The 19333-nt window shown below is 58.5% G+C and carries 19 protein-coding genes; 7 read left to right on the top strand and 12 right to left on the bottom strand.

Annotation, left to right across the window (positions count from 1 at the left end; translation table 11 throughout):
• The first annotated feature begins 141 nt into the window (after positions 1–141).
• On the top strand, positions 142–1029 hold the full coding sequence (gene mmsB / locus IV01_RS05630) for a 3-hydroxyisobutyrate dehydrogenase (protein WP_032630570.1): 888 nt from the start codon (positions 142–144) through the stop codon (positions 1027–1029).
• 176 nt (positions 1030–1205) lie between these two features.
• On the opposite strand, the gene IV01_RS05635 is transcribed toward mmsB, so the two are convergent.
• The 9 genes from IV01_RS05635 to argH all read right to left on the bottom strand — a co-directional run bounded on the left by IV01_RS05635 (position 1206) and on the right by argH (position 10513).
• A complete protein-coding gene (locus IV01_RS05635; protein WP_032630569.1) occupies positions 1206–2189 on the bottom strand; it encodes an NAD(P)H-quinone oxidoreductase in 984 nt (327 codons plus the stop codon).
• Between the two features lie 155 nt (positions 2190–2344).
• Positions 2345–3175 carry a transporter substrate-binding domain-containing protein gene (locus IV01_RS05640; protein WP_032630568.1) on the bottom strand — a complete coding sequence of 277 codons (831 nt, stop codon included), beginning with the start codon at positions 3173–3175 and terminating at the stop codon, positions 2345–2347.
• A 39-nt stretch (positions 3176–3214) separates the two neighbouring features.
• On the bottom strand, positions 3215–4576 hold the full coding sequence (locus IV01_RS05645) for an MmgE/PrpD family protein (RefSeq protein WP_032630567.1): 1362 nt from the start codon (positions 4574–4576) through the stop codon (positions 3215–3217).
• Between the two features lie 155 nt (positions 4577–4731).
• Positions 4732–5634, bottom strand: a complete 903-nt coding sequence (locus IV01_RS05650; RefSeq protein ID WP_032630566.1) for a polysaccharide deacetylase family protein — start codon at positions 5632–5634, stop codon at positions 4732–4734.
• Positions 5627–6475, bottom strand: a complete 849-nt coding sequence (locus tag IV01_RS05655) for a polysaccharide deacetylase family protein (protein ID WP_032630565.1) — start codon at positions 6473–6475, stop codon at positions 5627–5629. The genes IV01_RS05650 and IV01_RS05655 overlap by 8 nt, the downstream gene beginning before the upstream one ends.
• Before the next feature lie 72 nt (positions 6476–6547).
• A complete protein-coding gene (locus tag IV01_RS05660; RefSeq protein ID WP_032630564.1) occupies positions 6548–7384 on the bottom strand; it encodes an ABC transporter substrate-binding protein in 837 nt (278 codons plus the stop codon).
• A gap of 25 nt (positions 7385–7409) precedes the next feature.
• Positions 7410–8174, bottom strand: a complete 765-nt coding sequence (locus IV01_RS05665; protein ID WP_032630563.1) for an amino acid ABC transporter ATP-binding protein — start codon at positions 8172–8174, stop codon at positions 7410–7412.
• A 9-nt stretch (positions 8175–8183) separates the two neighbouring features.
• Entirely contained in the window at positions 8184–9059 is an 876-nt protein-coding gene (locus IV01_RS05670; protein WP_032630561.1) for an amino acid ABC transporter permease, read from the bottom strand.
• Between the two features lie 26 nt (positions 9060–9085).
• Positions 9086–10513 (bottom strand): argininosuccinate lyase, encoded by a 1428-nt coding sequence (gene argH / locus IV01_RS05675; protein WP_032630559.1) that lies wholly within the window; start codon positions 10511–10513, stop codon positions 9086–9088.
• A gap of 165 nt (positions 10514–10678) precedes the next feature.
• On the opposite strand from argH, the gene IV01_RS05680 reads away from it, so the two are divergent.
• On the top strand, positions 10679–11650 hold the full coding sequence (locus tag IV01_RS05680) for a LysR family transcriptional regulator (RefSeq protein ID WP_032630557.1): 972 nt from the start codon (positions 10679–10681) through the stop codon (positions 11648–11650).
• 73 nt (positions 11651–11723) lie between these two features.
• Here IV01_RS05680 and IV01_RS05685 read toward each other — a convergent pair whose 3' ends face one another.
• Positions 11724–12695, bottom strand: coding sequence for a LysR family transcriptional regulator (locus IV01_RS05685; RefSeq protein WP_050507881.1), 972 nt, complete (start codon positions 12693–12695; stop codon positions 11724–11726).
• 143 nt (positions 12696–12838) lie between these two features.
• On the opposite strand from IV01_RS05685, the gene IV01_RS05690 reads away from it, so the two are divergent.
• The 3 genes from IV01_RS05690 (at position 12839) to IV01_RS05700 (ending at position 15998) form a co-directional block, all read left to right on the top strand.
• Positions 12839–13615 carry a class II aldolase/adducin family protein gene (locus IV01_RS05690; protein ID WP_154232259.1) on the top strand — a complete coding sequence of 259 codons (777 nt, stop codon included), beginning with the start codon at positions 12839–12841 and terminating at the stop codon, positions 13613–13615.
• Positions 13612–14538 (top strand): 2-hydroxyacid dehydrogenase, encoded by a 927-nt coding sequence (locus IV01_RS05695; protein ID WP_032630556.1) that lies wholly within the window; start codon positions 13612–13614, stop codon positions 14536–14538. Before IV01_RS05690 ends, IV01_RS05695 begins: the two co-directional genes overlap by 4 nt.
• Positions 14539–14750: 212 nt before the next feature.
• Positions 14751–15998: an OprD family porin gene (locus tag IV01_RS05700; protein ID WP_032630555.1), complete on the top strand. Its 1248-nt coding sequence runs from the start codon at positions 14751–14753 to the stop codon at positions 15996–15998.
• Positions 15999–16068: 70 nt separating this feature from the next.
• On the opposite strand, the gene IV01_RS05705 is transcribed toward IV01_RS05700, so the two are convergent.
• Together IV01_RS05705 and IV01_RS05710 are read right to left on the bottom strand one after the other, a co-directional pair.
• Positions 16069–16413 (bottom strand): cupin domain-containing protein, encoded by a 345-nt coding sequence (locus tag IV01_RS05705; RefSeq protein WP_032630554.1) that lies wholly within the window; start codon positions 16411–16413, stop codon positions 16069–16071.
• 211 nt (positions 16414–16624) lie between these two features.
• Positions 16625–17515 (bottom strand): LysR family transcriptional regulator, encoded by an 891-nt coding sequence (locus tag IV01_RS05710; protein WP_032630552.1) that lies wholly within the window; start codon positions 17513–17515, stop codon positions 16625–16627.
• A 214-nt stretch (positions 17516–17729) separates the two neighbouring features.
• Between IV01_RS05710 and IV01_RS05715 the strand changes: the two genes are divergently transcribed.
• Positions 17730–18491, top strand: a complete 762-nt coding sequence (locus tag IV01_RS05715; protein WP_032630551.1) for a sulfite exporter TauE/SafE family protein — start codon at positions 17730–17732, stop codon at positions 18489–18491.
• Positions 18492–18636: 145 nt separating this feature from the next.
• The gene (locus IV01_RS05720; protein ID WP_032630550.1) at positions 18637–19221 is read left to right on the top strand and encodes an NAD(P)H-dependent oxidoreductase; all 585 of its coding nucleotides are present in this window, start codon (positions 18637–18639) and stop codon (positions 19219–19221) included.
• Positions 19222–19333 lie beyond the last annotated feature (112 nt).

The following is a 19333-nucleotide window of genomic DNA, read 5'->3' as shown; positions in this document are numbered from 1 at the left end:
CGGCATTTCTGACGATGAATATGCAGTGGATGTACGGCCCTTTCCCGGATAAATCCGGTCCCACAGAGACCGCGTACATCCAGATATTTGCGCGTTGATTGATAAGCGCGCACAAGGAACCTTGCGCCAAGGAGAACAACAATGAAAATCGCATTCATCGGCCTGGGTAACATGGGCGCGCCCATGGCTCGCAACCTGCTCAAGGCCGGGCATCATCTGCATCTGTTCGACCTGAACACGACGATCCTCAACGAACTGGCAGCGTTGGGCGGGCGCATCAGTGAGTCGCCCAAGCACGCGGCCCAAAGCGTTGAGCTGGTGATTACCATGTTGCCCGCTGCGGCCCATGTACGCAGCGTGTACCTCGACGAAGACGGCGTGCTTGCCGGTATCGGTCACGGCGTGCCTGCCGTCGATTGCAGCACCATCGACCCGCAGACCATACGCGACGTAGCAGCCGTGGCGGCTCGCCAGGGTGTGAGTCTGGGCGACGCCCCGGTCTCTGGCGGCACTGGCGGCGCGCAAGCCGCAACGCTGACGTTCATGGTCGGTGCCAGCGCCGAGCATTTTGAAACACTCAAGCCGGTGCTGGCAAAAATGGGCAAGAACATCGTCCATTGCGGCGATATTGGCACCGGGCAAATCGCCAAGATCTGCAACAACATGCTACTGGGCATCTCGATGATTGGCGTCGCCGAAGCCATGGCGCTCGGAGACTCATTGGGTATCGACACCGAAGTGTTGGCCAGGATCATCAATACCTCGACCGGCCGTTGCTGGAGCTCGGAGATGTACAACCCCTGGCCCGGCATCGTCGAAACCGCCCCCGCTTCGAGGGGCTACACCGGAGGCTTCGGCGCTGAGCTGATGCTCAAGGACCTGGGCCTGGCCACCGAAGCCGCACGGCTGGCCCATCAGCCGGTGATCCTCGGCGCCGTGGCCCAGCAGCTGTATCAGGCGATGAGTTTGCGTGGGGAAGGGGGAAAGGACTTCTCGGCGATTGTTGAGGGGTATCGCAGGAAAGATTGAATGGGCGGGGAATCCCTGTGGGAGCGGAACGTGGGCTTGGGGCGTGGGACCGGCTTTAGCCGGGAAGGCGGCATTTCAATCACTGAATATGTGGCGGATGTCCCGGCCTCTTCCCGGCTAAAGCCGGTCCCACGTCGTCGCGCCAATATCGAGATCACCTTTACCCCACAGGAGCATCATCTGTGGACATTCAGCAATATTTTGCCGACATGACTCCCCGACTCCATATAAGCATGAGCTTCCACAACCTCGTCCAGCGCAAAGCTTTTGTCGATCACCGGCTTGATCGCACCGCTTTGCACATGGGGCCAGACGTCCTGCAACACGCCAGCAACGATGGCCTGTTTGGCGGCAGTGGAGCGGTCACGCAGTGAAGTGGTGTGCAGGGCGGCGCGTTTGCCCATCATCTTGCCCAGATGGATCGGCGCTTCCCGACCGCCTTGCAGGCCGATCATCACGATGCGGCCGTCCACCGCCAGGGCGTCGATATTGCGCGCCAGATAGTCGGCGCCCATGTTGTCGAGGATCACATCCACGCCGCGCCCGTCAGTGACGCGCTGCACCACCTCGACGAAATCTTCCTGGCGATAATCAATGGCCACGTCAGCGCCTAGCTCCAGGCAGCGTTGCAGCTTGTCCGGCGAACCCGCTGTGGTCAGCACCCGTGCGCCCCAGTGGTGAGCCCATTGAATGGCCAAAGAGCCAACGCCCCCAGCGCCGCCATGAATCAGCACCGTTTCACCGGGCTGCAAGCGCCCGATGTCCCGTAGGTTCGACCACAACGTACAAGCCGCTTCCGGCAGGGCTGCGGCTTGCAGTAGAGACATACCTTCCGGGCAGGGCAGAACATGCCCCGCATCGACGGCGACCCGCTCGGCATAACCGCCACCAGGCAAAAGCGCGCAGACCTGATCACCGATTTGCCAGCCAGTGACCCCGGCACCCAGGCCCGAGATGACGCCCGAGCATTCGATACCGAGAATGTTCTCGCCCTCGGTTTTCATCACATAAGTGCCACGGCGTTGCAGCAGATCGGAGTAATTCAGGGCAGTGGCGTGGATGTCGATCAGCACTTCACTGGATTTGGGAGTCGGCTCCGGGCGTTCGACCAGTTGCAGCACTTCGGGCTTGCCGAAGGTTTTGAAGATGATGGTTTTCATGGGGGGGCTCGTATCCAATTTGATATGCAATCTCCTGTGGGAGCGGTGCTTGCCCGCGATAAGGCTGGACGCGGTTCACTTTAGAACCGAGGCGTCCTTATCGCGGGCAAGCACCGCTCCCACACAAGCCTCGCTCCAACAGGGGATGGCGGTTGTTACTTCCCGCCGTCAATCATCACATCAGCCACGGCCTGGCTTTCCAGGTTCCATTTCTTCAGGACGGTCTGGTACGAGCCGTCTTTGATGATCGCTTCCAGCCCCTTGGCGAGGTCGTCACGTACTTGCGTGTTGGCCTTGTCGACGGCAAAACCGAAGTGATGCAGGGACAGGGGTTCGCCAATCAGCACGTAGGTATTGGGTTCCTGGCTCATCAGGTATTTCACATACTCTGGCCCGAGTACCACGGCGGCCAGGCGTTCCTGTTGCAGATCAAGACGTGCCGCTGATGCGCCCGCCGTGCCTTGTACCGTTGCAGCGGGTTTGCCGGCTTTCACGCAATCGCTGTCATTCCAGGCCATGACTTCCGGGTAGTAATTGGTGGTGCGCGGGGTGCCGATGGCTTTGCCGCAGAAGGCCACTGCCGTCGAGCCGACGCTGGTGTTCTTCACTGTGGTGAACATCTGCGCGCCGGTCTTCAGGTAGTCGACAAACACCATGTCGGTACGGCGTTTGGGCAGGTCGGTGATGGCAGTGCCGATCACGTCAATGCGCCCGGTTTTCAGGCTGCTGGTCAATTGCTCAAAGCTCATCTCTTCAAACTTGATCTTGACCTTCATGGCTTTGCCCAACGCTTCGAACAGCTCGATATTGACCCCGACGCTCTGGTTGGTGGCCGGATCGCGGAAGGACATGGGCGGGTAAGTCGCTTCGACCCCCACCGTCAATGTGTCGCTGGACGCTGCGAAGGCGCTGCTGCAGGTGGCGATACCCAGGGTCAGCAAGCCCGTGTTGATCAGTGCACAGGCTTTTTTGCTCAAATCCAGCATGGTTCTGTTCCTTACGTCAGGGATAAGGGCAGCAAGGCTTCAAGCGAAGCGCAAAAGGTCCAGCAACTCTTGTAGGTCTGTTATGTGTTGCAGATTCAGGCACAGCTCGCCCAGGTGTTCGGCTTGGGTGGCGGGCAGGGCGCGGGCGGCCAGCGAGCTGTATTTTTGCCACAGTTCGCTATCGCCAATAGGGTTGAGCGGGCCGCCCAGCGGTGTCTTGATTTGTAGCGAAGCGCTGCGTCCGTCTTCGCAAGTGACGGTGACATATGGCTCGTCCAGAGGCGCGAGTGAGGTGTCCGCCTGCATCTGGATCCGTTGCATGAATGCCGAAATGACCGGTGATGCACGCTGGTTGTCTTCATAAGCATCCAGCCCGGCATGGCCCAGCAGGCAGCGTACCGCCAGGGCGTAAGGCAGGCTCATTTGCGCAGCGGCCAGAGTTTGTGTGTCCAGCCCGGCGCACATGTCCACCAGAAACGCGCTGGCATTGACCTCGATCGAGCGAACCTGATCGGCGCTGATGTGCAGATCGCTCAGGAGTTGGCCGATGGCATCGATGGCGGAGTGGGTGCCACGGCAAGCGGCGTACGGCTTGATGGAGCAGCGGGTCAGCTTCCAGACCACGCCCAGGTCTTCGGTCAGCGCCTTGGGCTGTGCGGTGTCTTTGGCCAGGGTGCGCAGAAAGCCGCCCCACACGTCATCGAAAATCTGTGTCGGGCCGGTCATGCCTTCCCGGGCCAGCAACGCAGCCAGCACGCCGCCTTCGGCCGGGCGTCCGGCGTGCAGTTTTTTAGTGTCTGCGCCGTCGTGAATGAACGCCCACAGTCCGCCGCTCATACTTGCGGCCAGACCCAATGCCCCCCCGGCCTGGCTTTCGTCGAGCTTGAGCAATCGGGCGCAGGCCGCCGCCGCGCCGAACACGCCACAGGTGCCGGTGGAGTGCCAGCCGGCTTCGTTGTGTGGCGAGTAACCACCACAGGCTTCCAGCACCCGTCGGGCAACGTCATAGCCGATGACCATAGCGGTGAGCAGTTCCTTGCCGTCGGGCATCGGATCGCACAGCGGCAGCACCGCCAGCATGGCCGGCACCACCACTGCGCCGGAGTGATCGCAGCCGCCCGAGTCATCCAGTTCCAGCGCGTGGGCGGCAATGCCGTTGATCAGCGCGGCGTTACGCGCCGACAGCCCGTAGTCGGCGCCCCAGATAACTGACGCACCTTCCGACTCGCTGGCATTCATGGCCCGCAGCGCACGCTGGGTCAGCGGGGTTTGCGAACCAGCGAGTGCCGCGCCAAGCGTGTCGAGCAGATGCTGCTTGGCTTTGACGACCAGCGCTTCAGGCAGGTCGTCGAAGCTGGTGCGGCAGATGAATTGGCTGAGGGTGGTGACGGGGTTGGTCATGACAGTGTCTCTTCAAGGAACGCTATGGCTTTCGGAGCTCACACCCTTTCTGTAGGAGCGAGCTTGCTCGCGATAGCGTTATTTCAGGCAATGATGTTTTGACTGGTACACCGCTATCGCGAGCAAGCTCGCTCCTACAGGGGGCTGCGGTGTTCTCAGGTCTCATTGCAGTGGTAATGCCGCTCAAACACCGCAGCCGGGTGGTCTTCAGCCACGCTGTTGTGGTTGTCAGTCCACCAGTCGGCGACTTCTTCAGCGGTGGCGAACCACACGTCCGGCTGGGCCTTGAGCCAGGTCAGCAACTCTAGTAGCAGCCCACTGCGGCCAACGGTGCCGAGGGTTTCCGGGTGCAGGCGCAGCACGTAGCACAAACCGAAGCGATGAAAGCCATTGAAGTCCTGCTGCCAGTTCTTCAGTACCTCGGCGTATGAACCGATACGCGCCTGGCTGACCGGCACCGCAGGCGCCAGGTTGAAGGCGAAGTACGGCTCGTCTTCGAGCTCGCAATGCAGAGGCAATTCCACCAGCGGTGGTGCGTCAACTGTGGCGGCGGGATGCATGTACGGCAGATCGTCCCCCGACCAGGATGATGACCAACTGATGCCTTCAGCGCGCAGGGCATCGGTGAAGCCTGGTGCATAACTGCCCGCAGGTGCACGAAAGCCGCTGGGCCGTTGCCCGGTCATGTCGGCAATCACTTGGCAGCCTTGCTTGAGTGAAGCGTGCTGAGCGGCAATATCAAGCTTGGAAAAGTCTTCGTGGCGATAGCCTGCGCAGGCGATTTCGTGGCCGGCTGCATGGATGGCTTGCACAACTTGCGGGTTTTCCTCGGCAACGATGCCGGGAATACACCAGGTCGATGGCAGCTGCTGATCAGCAAGAATCTCCAACACACGCTGCACACCGCGGGTAGTGCCGTAGCGCCATACCGAAAGGCTCTTGTCGCGGCCGGCAATGGCCGGGACCTGGGTGAGGATGCCGTGAATGTCGTTGTAATCGATGGTGATCACCACCGCGCAACGATAGGGCTTGGGCCAGACGCTGGTCGGTTCAGTCATGGCGATGCTCCTTGAGCCAGAAGTTGGCCACATCGTTACAGGTCGCAAACCAGACATTCGGCTGGCTGTGCATGTGTTCCAGAAAGCGCTCCAGAATGCCGATGCGTCCTGGCTTGCCGCTGATCTTGGGATGGAACAGCGTGGTCATGCACAGGCCTTCGCGGTAGGTGCCGTCGAACTCGCGGCACCAGTTGTCCAGGGTCTGGTCATAGCTGGCGATACGATCCAGACCGGCCGGATAATTCGGCGCGCGGGTGTAGGCCAGCGAGGCGTAATCATCCAGTTCCCAGCGCCCGGGGATTTCAACAAGCCCGTGGGGCTGGCCGGGGACTTCGATGAAATACGGCCGATCATCGCCGCGCATGCTGCTGGAGTAGGTAACGCCGCAGTCCATGAGCAGGGCGGGAGTTTCTTTGTGCCAGTCGCCCGAAGGCGTGCGGAAACCTGTGGCAGTGATGCCCAGGTAACGCTTGAAAATGTCCGCGCTGATCTTCATGACCTCGCGCTGGGCGGGTAGATCAAGGGCGAAAAATGATTCGTGGCGATAGCCGTGGTACGCGACTTCGTGACCCTGTTCGAGGATCGCCTGACACTGGCGCGGCCAGTTCTCCACAACCCAGGTCGGTACGAAAAACGTCGCGGGCGTGGCGTGAGCCTTGAGCATGTCCAGCAGGCGCGGTAGTGCGCGATACGGGCCGTAGCTGCCGAAGGTGAAGTATTCCGGTTTCTGCCAGATCGAGCCGTCGAGCATCGCGGCACCGGTCGGTCCATCCAGATCGAAAGCCAGGGCGACGCTGGCGCGAGCGTTGCCAGGCCAGCGCAGATCATTGGTGGCGAACATGCAAGTCTCCAGTGGAACGTCCAAACGTGGCCCGCCCCGACTGGCGTCGGGGCGGGCGCTGCACTGCCCGGCTTACTTGGCGCCGTTCAGAACCGCTTCTTTGACTGCGCCATTCTTGAGCTCCCACTTGCCAAGGATGTTCTCGTAAGTGCCGTCTTTGATCATGTCATTGAGGGTGGCGATGATCGCTGCGCTCAGTTCTTTGTTGTGTTTGGCCACACCCAGACCGGTCAGCTGACGAGCCAATGGCTCACCGAGCACCTTGAATACACCTGGCTCCTGGCCCTGGATGTACGGCAGGGTTTCGCTGCCTTGCACGGCGGCGTCCAGACGCGACTGGCGCAGTTGCGCACGGGCGTCAGCGCTGCCTTCGGTGCCAACCACAGTGATGGCCGGTTTGCCTTTGGCCACGCAGTTCACTTCACTCCACTTGGCGATTTCCACCGGGAATGTCGTGCGACGGCTGGTGCCGATTTTCTTGCCGCACATGTCTTCGACAGTCTTCAAATCTTTCTGGGATTCGAGGGTGTAGAACTGCGGGCCGGTGCTGAAGTAGTCAACGAAGTCGACTGTCTGCTGGCGCTCAGGAGTATCGGTCATGCCGGACAGCACGATGTCGATGCGGTTGGTTGCCAGGCCGCTCACCATCTGTTCGAACGCGGTTTCCTGCCATTTGATTTCCAGGCCCAGACGCTTGGCAATCTCGGTGCCCAGGTCGTAATCGACGCCGGTCAGTTTGCCGGTCGCCGGGTCCTTGAAATCCATCGGCGGATAATTAGGCGCGATGCCGGCCGAAATGAAGCCTTTTTCCTGAATGGATTTTGGCAGTACGTGGGTATCTGCTGCCCAGCTCGAAACCGAAATCAGGGCGGACAGTACGGCGGTAGCGGTAAGCGCGAAAGTTTTCAATCGGACATCCTCAGAGGGTTTGATTTCAGTTCAACACGGCAGCAATAAAATCCTGGGTACGCTGGTTGCGCGGGTTCATCAGCACGTCTTCCGGTGCCCCCGTCTCTATGATTTGCCCAGCGTCCATAAACACCACGCGGTTGGCGACTTCGCGGGCAAAACCCAGTTCGTGGGTGACCACGACCATGGTCATGCCGCTTTTCGCCAGGTCGCGCATCACCGACAGCACTTCCCCGACCAGCTCCGGGTCCAGTGCCGACGTCGGCTCATCGAACAGCATCAGTTTGGGACGCATCGCCAACGCGCGAGCAATCGCCACCCGTTGCTGCTGACCACCGGAAAGCTCGATGGGATACGCATTGGCTTTGGCTTCCAGACCCACGCGTTTGAGCAGCTCCATCGCCAGCTCGCGGCAGTCATCCAGCGGCTGACGCAACACCTGCGACGGCCCTTCGATGATGTTTTCCAGCACGGTCATATGCGCGAACAGATTGAAGCGCTGGAACACCATGCCGGTCTTGAGACGTTGCTTGGCGATCTGAACGTCGCTCAGTTCAACCAGCTTGTGGCCATCGGTGCGGAAACCGAGGATTTCGTCATCGACCCACAGGCCGCCTTCGTCGACTTTTTCCAGCTGGTTGATGCAACGCAGCAGGGTGCTCTTGCCCGAGCCCGACGGACCGATGATGCACAGCACCTCGCCGTGGGGGATTTCCAGATTCACGTTCTTGAGCGCCTGGAAGTCGCCGAAGAACTTGTTCACGTCTACTGCTTTGACGATGTTCAACATGTTCATTCCTCAGTTACGTTTGCCAGCGCCACGGGCGAAGCGTTTTTCCAGTCGGCTCTGACCGAAAGTCAGGATCGTTACCACCGCCAGGTACCAGATGCCCGCCACGATCAACAGCTCCATGACTCGGGCGTTGGCGTAGTAGATGTTCTGGGCGTTGTGCAGCAGTTCCGAGTACTGAATCACGCTCGCCAGGCTGGTCATTTTCACCATGCCGATGAACTCGTTGCTGACCGGCGGAATGATGATCCGCATGGCCTGCGGCAGGATGATCCGGCGCAGGGCCTGCAAGCGCGGCATGCCGATGGCCTTGGCGGCTTCGTACTGACCGGTGTCCACCGACAACAGACCGGCACGCACCACTTCGGCGGTGTAGGCACCCTGGTTGATACCCAGACCCAACAGCGCAGCGGCGAACGGGGTAATGACTTCAACGGTCTTGAATTCGAACAGGCCGGGAATACCCAGAGTCGGGAAGATCAACGCCAGGTTGAACCACAGCAGCAGCTGAAGAATCAGCGGCGTGCCCCGGAACAGCCAGGTGTAACCCTGCGCGACGTAGCGCAGCAACGGGTTCTGCGACATGCGCATCACCGCCACCACGACGCCCAGCACCACACCCAGCGCCATGGCCAGGATCGACATGGTGATGGTGTTCAACAGGCCGAACATGATCGATTCAGCGGTCAGAAACTGCCGCACGAAACCCCATTCGATATTGCCGTTGATGAAGGCATGAACCAGCCCGATCAACATCACGACAATTACCGTGGCGGCTGCATAGCGGCCGAAATAACGCCGTGGGACAACCTTGTACGTCGAGATGTCGTACTTGGCGGCAAGTGAGGCGCGCTCGGCGCCTGCTGATGCTTGAGTCTTTGACATGAAGTATTCCTCGTTGAATCAGCGAATCAGCCGCGCGGACCTGCGTAGTCGAGTGCCCATTTTTCCTGTGCGATCAGCTGCTGCTTGAAGCGCTCGATCTGCTCGGCAACCCGCACCGGCGAGGTACCACCCCAACCGCTGCGAGCGGCCAGCGCGGCTTCCAGCGTCAGAGCTTCAAGGACCTCAGGGGTCAGGCGTACATCGGTGTCAGCCAGTTGCTGAGTGCTGAGTTCTTCCAGACCGATGTTGTTCTCTTCGCACAACTGAACCAGTTGGCCGGTGATCTCGTGTGCTTCCTTGAATGGCACGCCGCGTACGGCCAGCCAGTCGGCGACTTCAGTGGCGAGGGTGAAACCCAGCGGTGCCTGACGCAGCAATTCGTCGGTGCGCACTTTCATGGTGTCGACCATGCCGGCAAAGGCAGGCAATACCAGATGCACGGTTTCCAGGGTGTCGAGAATCGCGTGTTTGTCTTCGCTCAAGTCGCGGTTGTAAGACAGTGGCTGAGCTTTGAGCACGGCGAGAATGCCGGTCAGGCTGCCGATCAGTCGGCCTGATTTGCCACGGGCCAGTTCGGCGATGTCCGGGTTCTTCTTCTGCGGCATGATCGAGCTGCCGGTGGCATAGCCGTCGTCCAGTTCAACCCAGCGGAATTGGCGCGACGTCCACAGGCAGAACTCTTCCGCCAGGCGCGAAATGTTGATCCCCAGCATGCTGCTGCAGAACAGGAATTCAGCCACGTGGTCACGGCTGGCGACGGCGTCGATGGAGTTTTCGCAGGGGCCGCTGTAGCCCATCTCGGCGGCCGAACGCTGCGGGTCACGAGCGATGGCGGAACCGGCCAGTGCGGCTGCGCCCAGCGGCGACAGGTTGAAGCGTTTGTCCCAATCCTGCAGGCGTTGAATATCGCGGTGAATCGCCTGAGCGTGAGCCATCAGGTGATGAGCGAACACGATTGGCTGCGCCTGTTGCAGGTGGGTGAAGCCTGGCGCGATGGTGTTGATGTGTTGCTCGGCCTGGGACACCAGCGCCTTTTGCAGTTCGAGAATCGCCAGGGTCATGACCCGCACCTGATCACGCAGGAACAGACGCATGTCGTTAGCCGACTGGTCGTTGCGCGAACGACCGGCACGCAGCTTGCCACCGAGGGTGCCTAGGCGTTCGGTGAGCAGGCGTTCGATGAAGGTGTGCACGTCTTCGTCAGCGGCAATGGGCTCGATGCTGCCAGCGGCGAAGTCTACGTCGATGCTACGCAGGGCTTCGATGATGCGTGCGGTTTCGTCAGCATCCAGCAGACCGGCACGGTTCAGTTCATTGGCGTGAGCCTTGGAGCCAGCGATGTCATACGGCGTCAGGCGAAAGTAGGCGCGTGGGGAGCGGGAGAGGTTGGCCATGGCTTCTGCGGGGCCTGTTTTGAAGCGTGCGCCCCACAGTCGATCAGTTGCATCAGACATATAAATTCTCCGTTGGCACGTGGATTGCTCAAGCCCTTCTTTGCAACAAGAGCTGTGATGTGAAGATCACAGAGCGAGCAGTGATTAAGTCGGCTTGCAAATAACCTTGAATCGATCAATTGAGAGGGATGCTAGAAAAAACCAACGAGCGGGGAAATGTTTTAAATGACAAGTCAACTTACTGAAATTGGAAACCTGCCCAAAAGAAGTGGTGAAGTGGCGATCTCGATGGCCAGTGCCATGGACTTGAAACTCTTCAAGGTTTTCAGAGCTGTGGTTGAAGCAGGAGGTTTCACGGCAGCACAGGTAGAACTCAATATCAGCCTGGCAGCGATCAGCAAACAGATATCGGATCTTGAAATACGCCTGGGCATGCGGTTATGTACGCGCGGGCGTGAAAAGTTCTGCCTTACAGAGCAGGGAAAGATCATTTACGACGCCAGCCTTGACCTGTTCGTGGCGCTGGATAACTTCCGTGATCGATTGGGAAATGTGCGCGGCGAACTGCTCGGTGATTTGAACATCGCGGTGATTGATAACACCGTTTCAGACCCCGAATCGCCGCTGGTCGAAGCGCTGAAAGCCTTGCAATCAAGGGCTCCAAAGGCAAAGGTGCGGCTCAGTGTGGCACCGTTGGACGAGATTGAGCAGGGCCTTCTCAAGGGCCGTTTTGCGGTGGGTATTGTGCCGGTGTATAGCGGCAAAGATGAATTTCAAGTGATGCCGTTATACGACGAAGTGTCAGAGCTCTATTGCTCGGCCAGTCACCCGTTTTTCCCCATGAAAGATGAAGATATTGATGCGCAATGCCTGGCGCAGGCAGAGTTTGTCGAGCATGGTTATGCCGTCAACATCGAAAGGCCGAAGCAGTTGGGTGTGCGTAATGTAACAGCTGTCGCCACCCAGGTAGAGGCCGTGGCTATTCTGGTTAAAACGGGCCGGTACCTCGGTTACTTGCCTTCCCATTGGGCGAAAAGTTACGTCGAGCGCGGCGAGATGCGCTCCGTAAAGGGGCATGTTTTCACGATAGCCACGCCGATGAAACTGTTGTACAGGCAACAGGTGCCACGGAACCCGTTATTGGATGTTTTCCTGAAAATAATGCAGGATAGTTCAAGCGCTAATAACCAGATTTAATAAGCCTTCCAATAATGCACGGCAGCGGTGCATGTTACGAAAATACACCGGATTAATGCACCTTGTTTGCACATCAGGGTATGGATTGCCCATTTCCGGACGCTTCACGCAGGCGTTGCAGGAACACCGACTCGGCTTTGGTCAGGCGTTGCTCCAGGTTCCACAGCAGGTTGATGTCCACCGAGCCCACGCCTTCTTCCGGCGGTAAACGCCACAGACGCCCGGCGCGCAATTCGCCTTGGCAAATGTGCTGCGGCAGACAAGCGATACCAAAGCCCGCCAGCACCAGCCGCAGCACCTCTTGAGTGTTGGCGGACGAGGCGACGATCTGCCCGGTGAGTTTGTGCTGGTCACGGAATTCAGCCAGGGACGACAGGGTGCCGCCCAGCAAGTCGCCCGTGAAGATAATCAACTGCTCAGTGCGCAGGTCGGCGAGGCTCAGGTCGTCGCGTCCATATAAAGGATGCTGATCGCTGCAATAAAAGGCGTATTCCTCTTGAGTCAGACATTGCTGGCCCAGCCATGCCGGCTCGGTGCGGTTGACGGCGAGGCCGAAGCTGGCGGTTTTCTGGGCCAGTGCGCTGAGGATCGCTTCGCTTGATTGCACGTCGATCTCCAGCGTAATGCCGGGGTAATCTCGATGCAGCTGGGCCAGAAACCTGTCGTAGGCGGCGCAGCGAATACCACTGACGGTGAGCATGCGGACCTTGCCGACGATCTGATCCGAAGTCCGCTCCAGCGCTGCATCCAGCTGAGTGAAATGCCCTTGCACCTCGGCGGCCACGCGCAAGGTTTCGATGCCTGACTGGGTCAACAGGAAACGTGGCCCTCGGCGCTCGATCAAGGCTGCGCCCAGCTGTTCTTCCAGGCGCTTGATGGCCTGGCTCACCGCTGGCTGTGAGAGGTGCAGGCGTGCAGCCGCGCGGCTGATGCTCAGCTCTTGGGCCACGACCTGAAAGGTGCGCAGCAGGTTCCAGTCCAGCCGCTCGCCCAAGGGTCGGGAAGAGGCGCGGGAGACCGCGATCGGGCTTGTCGGTTGAGTCACTGCACAGCCTTTATTGGTGAAAAAAATAATGAATATAAGTAATGGCGAATTGAACTGCTTCACCCTTTGCTCTTAAAAAGGCTGCACGAAACACGCCAGTGCCTTTTTTTGATGGAAAGCACATTCTTTTGATGGAAAGTCCGATGTCCCAATCCGGGAACCACAACTCACTACCGCCGCAGATGTCTGAGGCCGAGCGCAACGCCCGTTGCGAGCTCGCTGCGCTCTATCGTTTGCTGGCTCATTTTCGAATGACCGATTTGATCGACACGCACATCTCCCTGCGTTTGCCAGGTGATGCCGGTCATTTTCTGATCAATCGCTATGGCACCTTGTTCGAACGCATGAGCGCCAGCACGCTGGTGAAGATCGACAGCCAGGGCAATGTGGTCGATGAGTTCTACCCGAACCATCGCGTCAATCGCGCCGGTTTCGTCATTCATTCGGCGATTCATGCCGCGCGTTCCGATGCGCACTGCGTCATTCATACTCACACAGCAGCGGGAATGGCGGTTGCTGCTCAGCGGGCAGGGTTGTTGCCGTTGAGTCAGCACGCGTTGAAGTTTTACAACCGTCTGAGCTATCACACCTATGAAGGTATCGCGCTGGACGTCGCCGAGCGCGAGCGGCTGGTGACGGATCTGGGCAGCACCAATGCAATGATTCTGCGCAACCACGGACTGCTGGTTGCGGGTGGTTCGGCAGCTGAAGCGTTTTCGAATATCTACTTCCTGGAGCGTGCCTGTCAGGCACAGGTTCAGGCGATGGCTGGCGGCAGCGAATTGGTACAGCCTGATCCGCAGGTGTGCGAACACACCGCGCAGCAGTTTGAAGCAGATGACAGCGACGGCATTACCGAGCTGGCCTGGAAAGCTGCACTGGAGCTCATCGCCAACCAGCGCGACGAGTATTGCTCATGAAGCCTCTGGTGCTGTTGGGTACAGGCAATGGCCTTGACCAGGTTCGGGAAAGCCTGCTGGCTCTCGATCCGACCTTGACGATTTTGCGCCCGGACGATGAGGGTGCGCAGCAGGCCGAGGTCGCACTGTGCTGGAATCCGTCAGCGGGCAGCCTGGGCAAATTTCCTGATTTGCGCCTGATTCATTCCATCGCTGCTGGTGCGGACCAGATCTTCAAGGATCTGAGCCGTCCGTTGCATGTTCCGGTTTGCCGCATCATTGATCCGGACCACCGTCTGGGCATGGTCGAGTATGTGCTTTGGGGTGTTTTGCACTACCACCGTGGTTTCGACCAGATGCTGAAAAATCAGGCGCAGGTCGTTTGGGAGCGTCCGGGCCAGTGCCCTGCCAAGCAAACCCGTGTTGGCGTCATGGGCTTGGGTGAACTGGGACGCGCCGTTGCGGTGCAGTTGTCGGGGCTAGGCTTCGATACGCGCGGCTGGGCACGGCGTCCACAGCAGATTGGAGGTGTTAAAACCTTCCAAAAGGCTGAATTTCATGAATTTTTAGACGGATTAGACATTCTGGTCTGTTTATTGCCTCTCACTATTGAAACAGTCGGCATTCTCGGTAACGAGACCTTCGCGAAGATGGCCCGCGGCTCAGTACTGATCAATTGTGGTCGTGGTGAACATCTGCAACGCGACGATTTATTCGCCGCACTTGATAGCGGTCAACTACGCGGCGCTTTGCTGGATGTGTTCGAGCAGGAGCCATTACCGGCTGACGATACGTTCTGGCGTCATCCGCAGATTACCGTGACACCGCACATTGCTTCATCCGCTTCCTACGAAGTGATAGCGCAACAGATTCTGGAAAACCTGAGACGCCTTGATGCGGATGTACCCTTGGCCAATCAGGTGAATTCGGAACAGGGCTACTAAAAGAATTGCTAGGGACAGTGGGGTAATACGCCAGACCTGAGTTGGGGGTTTCCTGGGGAGAGGAAGCCGGGGCTGGTGTGGGTGGGTTGTGCCTATAAGAAACGCCATCGCGAATATATTGGCGAGAGCATCACTCTTTTTTAGATCTGCCAATAATAGTTCCCGTTGCCCAACGAAGGTGGCGGGATGCGATAACCAACGGAGCAGTTTTAATGAATTTGAACACATTGAGCGTCATTGCAATGGCAGTGGCGGCAGGTATCGCTACGCCTGTTTTTGCTGATTCCCAAGCCGATGCTAAAGGTTTTCTGGAAGGCGCCAAGTTGAACGTCAAGGCGCGCAATATGTACATGAACCGTGACAACCGCGTTGAAGGCGCGGCACAAAGTTACGGCGAAGAGTGGGCTCAAGGCTTCATCGGCAGCTTCGAGTCGGGCTTCACCCAAGGCACCATCGGTTTCGGTATCGACGCGCTGGGCTTGTACGGCATGAAGCTGGATACCGGCCGCGGTCGCGACGGCGGCGGCACGGGCCTGCTGGAAATGGATTCCCGTGGCGATAAAGACGGCTACGGTTATGCCGGCGGCGCGCTCAAAATGCGCGTCTCGAAAACCGTTCTGAAGTTTGGCGATCAGATCGTCAACAACCCGGTTTTCGCAACTTCTGACAGCCGTTTGCTGCCAGAAACGGCACAAGGTCTTTTGGTCACCAGCAACGAAATCGACAAGCTGACCTTGCAAGGCGGTCACTTCACCGCACTGAAAAACCGCAACTCGAGCAACCACGACAGTGCTGGCCTTGATGTCATCAACTTCGGTGGTGGTCTGTACAAATTCAACAGTAATTTGTCCACCAGTGCTTATTACTCCAACGTTGAAGACGTATGGCGCAAATACTACGCCAGCCTGACTTACGCTTTGGCATTGACGCCGAAAGACGTCATCAAGTTTGACTTCAACGGTTACGACACCAAGAGCATCGGCGACGAAGAAAAGGGCGTCTACGACAACACCATCTGGAGCGCCACTGCGGCCTACACCATCGGCGCACATACCTTTCTGGTGGGTCGTCAGGTGGTTAACGGTACCGGTAGCTATGCCTATGGCATTGACGGTAACAGCACGGTTTTCGTTGGTAACTCGGTTCAGTACTCCGACTTCAACAACGCCAACGAGAAGTCCTGGCAGGCACGTTACGACCTGAACATGGCTACCTATGGCGTTCCAGGCCTGACGTTCATGACCCGCTACATCAAAGGCAGCGATGCAACCAACGCAACCCGTGATGACATCAACTCGTGGGAACGCGACATCGAAGCCAAATACGTAATCCAGTCCGGCCCGGCCAAGGACCTGAGCTTGCGCGTACGTAATGCGACCTATCGCAGCGGTGCTTCTGACTTCAACGTTAAAGTCGACGACACCCGTCTGATCATCGAGTACCCGATCAGCATCTTGTAAGACCTTCGATTCCCCATCGAAGCCCGCCCGCCCCGGATCATCCCCGTGGCGGGTTTTTTGTGTCCGGCTTTCACGCAAACACAAAATACTTACGTACAGTCTCCACCACTTCCCAAGTGCCTTTCATGCCTGGCTCGACGACGAAGATGTCGCCAGCGCGCAGGTGAATCGGGTCCATGCCGTCCGGGGTGATGATGCAGTAGCCTTCCTGGAAGTGGCAGTACTCCCACTTCACGTAATCGACTCGCCACTTACCGGGTGTGCAGATCCAGGTGCCCATGATTTTGCTGCCGTCCTCGGAGGTGTAGGCGTTGAGGTTGACGGTGTGCGGGTCGCCTTCGAGCTTTTCCCATTTGCAGGCGTCGAGTACTGGCAGTGGATGGGTATCGCGCAGAACGGTGATCGGCGTAGACATGACAGCTCCAGGTGAGTGCGCGCAATTCGCGTGCGGCCACATTAGGGGCGTTTGCGGCGCGTCAGTTGTCTGGGGTCGACATGGGGGTATCCAGAAGCGCAGTGATTTGAAGACTAGCGAATACCCTGTGGGAAATTCTGTGCTGGTCTGGAACCTCTTAGGCGGGCTCAATCTCTGTGGGAGCGCCACCCCGGTCGCTCCCACAGGTATGTCACTTGGCTTGAGATCTCAGGGCCTCCAACAGAACTTGCGCATAACCGGGCAAAGCATCGAAATCCGTGGCGCACAGCAGCAATTGCCGGTCCGCCCAGGCGTCGCTCAAAGGGATGCTTTTGAACCTGGCCGTTGCCTGCCAGCGCTCAACCGCTGCTAGAGGCACGATGCTCAGCCCTGCGCCGTGGCTGACCATGCGGATCGCGGCGTCGAAACCTTCCGCACGCACACGGATGTGCAGTCGTTTGCCAACATGCAGCGCCTGTTCCTCAAGGTAAATCGCCAGGGCGCTGTTGACCGCCAAGCCGACAAATTCATAGTCCAGCGTCTGGCTGAACCGCACGTTTTGTTCAGTCTGCAGCGGATGATCCAGCGGCATGATCAAGGCCAATGGGTCTGCCCTAAAGGGTCGGGTTTGCAGGTCGCTGGTATCTACCGCGTCGGAAATAATCCCGATGTCTGCCGTCCCATTGCGCACGGCATGCAGGATGCGCAGGCTGGGTTGCTCTTCGACGTCAACGTCGGTGTTCGGGTGGTTGACCAGAAACTCCGCCAGCAACTCCGGCAGGTGCTCGCTCAGGGTTGAGCTGTTGCACAGCAGGCGAACCCGGCCTTTGAAACCTTTGCGGTAGTCGGCCAGATCCATTTGCATGCGCTCGACCTGTTGCAGGATCAGCCGCGCATGTTGCGCCAGGGCCTTGCCTGCCGGGGTCGGCGTGACTCCCCGGCGATTGCGCTCCAGCAGCGCAAGGCCCAACGACGTCTCCAGCCCGCGAATTCGCGCACTGGCCGATGCCAGTGACAAATGGCTGCGCGCCGCGCCAGCGGTGATGTTGCCGGTTTCCAGGGTGTTGAGAAACAGGCGCAGGTCGGTCAGGTCGAAGTGCATGGTGGGTCCGAGCAGTAAGCATTCCACCTGTAGGAGCGCGCTTGCCCGCGATGGCGTTGGGTCAGACAATGATGTATCGACTGAACCTCTGCTATCGCGGGCAAGCGCGCTCCTACAGGAACCGATTATCTATGTATCAGCCTCAGTCTGTAGCTTAGGCTGCCTCAGTATATGACGCATTTCCAACCTGACCGCTCTGCGTCAATATCCCCCCATGAACGAAATCATCAATCACTACCAAACGTTGGGCTGGGCCTTGTCCGCTCTGGTCATGGGCACATTTCTGCTGGCCGGGACGGTGAAGGGCGTGATCGGTCTGGGTTTGCCTACCGTGGCCATGGGCTTGCTGGGGCTGGCTATGCTTCCGGCGCAGGCAGCGGCGTTGTTGATCATTCCCTCGACTGTCACCAATCTCTGGCAGCTGGCGTTTGGCGGGCATTTGCAGCCCTTGATCAAACGTCTGTGGCCGATGCTGCTGATGGTGGGGCTCGGCACTGTGCTCGGGTCGGTCGCGCTGGGCATGAGTGGCGGTCAGGGGATGACTCGGGCGCTGGGTGCGGCTTTATTTATGTATGCCTTGACCGGCCTGTTCATGCCTTCGTTTCGGGTGCCATCGAGATATGAAGCCTGGCTGGGTCCGCTGTGTGGGTTGATCACCGGGGTCATCACGTCGGCGACCGGTGTATTCGTGATTCCAGCGGTGCCTTACTTGCAAGCCCTCGGGCTGGAGCGGAACCAGTTGGTGCAGGCGCTGGGTTTGTCATTCACCGTGTCTACCCTGGCCTTGGCCGGTGCTTTATTTTGCAACGGTGCGCTGGGGAGCAACGAGTTGGGCGCGTCGCTGCTGGCGCTCATTCCGGCGCTGCTCGGCATGTGGCTGGGACAGTTCCTGCGTCAGCGGATCAGTGCGCAAACATTCAAGCGAGTGTTCTTTGTCGGCATGGGGATTTTGGCTGTACACCTGATCATCGGTTAGCAATGCATTGGCAATTCGTGACTTCCCGGCAAATGTCATTTTCTTCTCCACGTCTTATTCTTGCCAGCATCACTCGGTATCTTGCCCCCATCAAATTTAATGCGCCTCCGTTTACCTGAGCGCCTTCCACCTGATGGGGAACGACATGAAAAAAATTCTACTGTTGAACGGCGGCAAGCAGTTCGCCCACTCCGAAGGCCGTTACAACGCGACCTTGCACGAAGCGGCCGTGGCTTTTCTGGATCACGCCGGTTTCGATGTCAAAGAGACTTTTATTGACGGCGGTTACGAGATTGCCGAAGAGGTGCAGAAGTATCTCTGGGCCGACGTGATCATCTACCAAATGCCCGGCTGGTGGATGGGCGCGCCGTGGACGGTGAAGAAGTACATCGACGAAGTCTTCACTGAAGGCCATGGCTCGCTCTACGCCAACGATGGCCGCACCCGTTCCGATGCCTCGCAGAAGTACGGTAGCGGCGGTTTGCTAAAGGGCAAGCAATACATGATTGCCGCAACGTGGAACGCTCCGCAGCAGGCGTTTGAAGATCCGACTGATTTCTTCGAAGGCAAGGGCGTGGATGCGGTTTATTTCCCGTTCCACAAAGCCAACGAATTCCTCGACATGACTGCGCTGCCGACCTTCCTGTCGGTGGACGTGATGAAAGTGCCGAACATCGAAGGCGACGTTAAGCGCTATCAGGCGCATTTGGCTGAGGTGTTTGGTGTGTAGAACCAGTGGGCGCAGATCCTTTCCCTGTGGGAGATTCTATGTTTGCTCGCAAGCGGATGTGATGACGTGGGACCGGCTTTAGCCGGGAAGATGGCATTTCAGACGATAAATA

Origin of the sequence: Pseudomonas syringae (assembly GCF_000737245.1) — a bacterium.
In the GTDB taxonomy this organism is placed as follows: domain Bacteria; phylum Pseudomonadota; class Gammaproteobacteria; order Pseudomonadales; family Pseudomonadaceae; genus Aquipseudomonas; species Aquipseudomonas syringae_J.
Note: the sequence above shows the minus strand (reverse complement) of the source record. Positions and strands in the feature narration are given on the sequence as shown.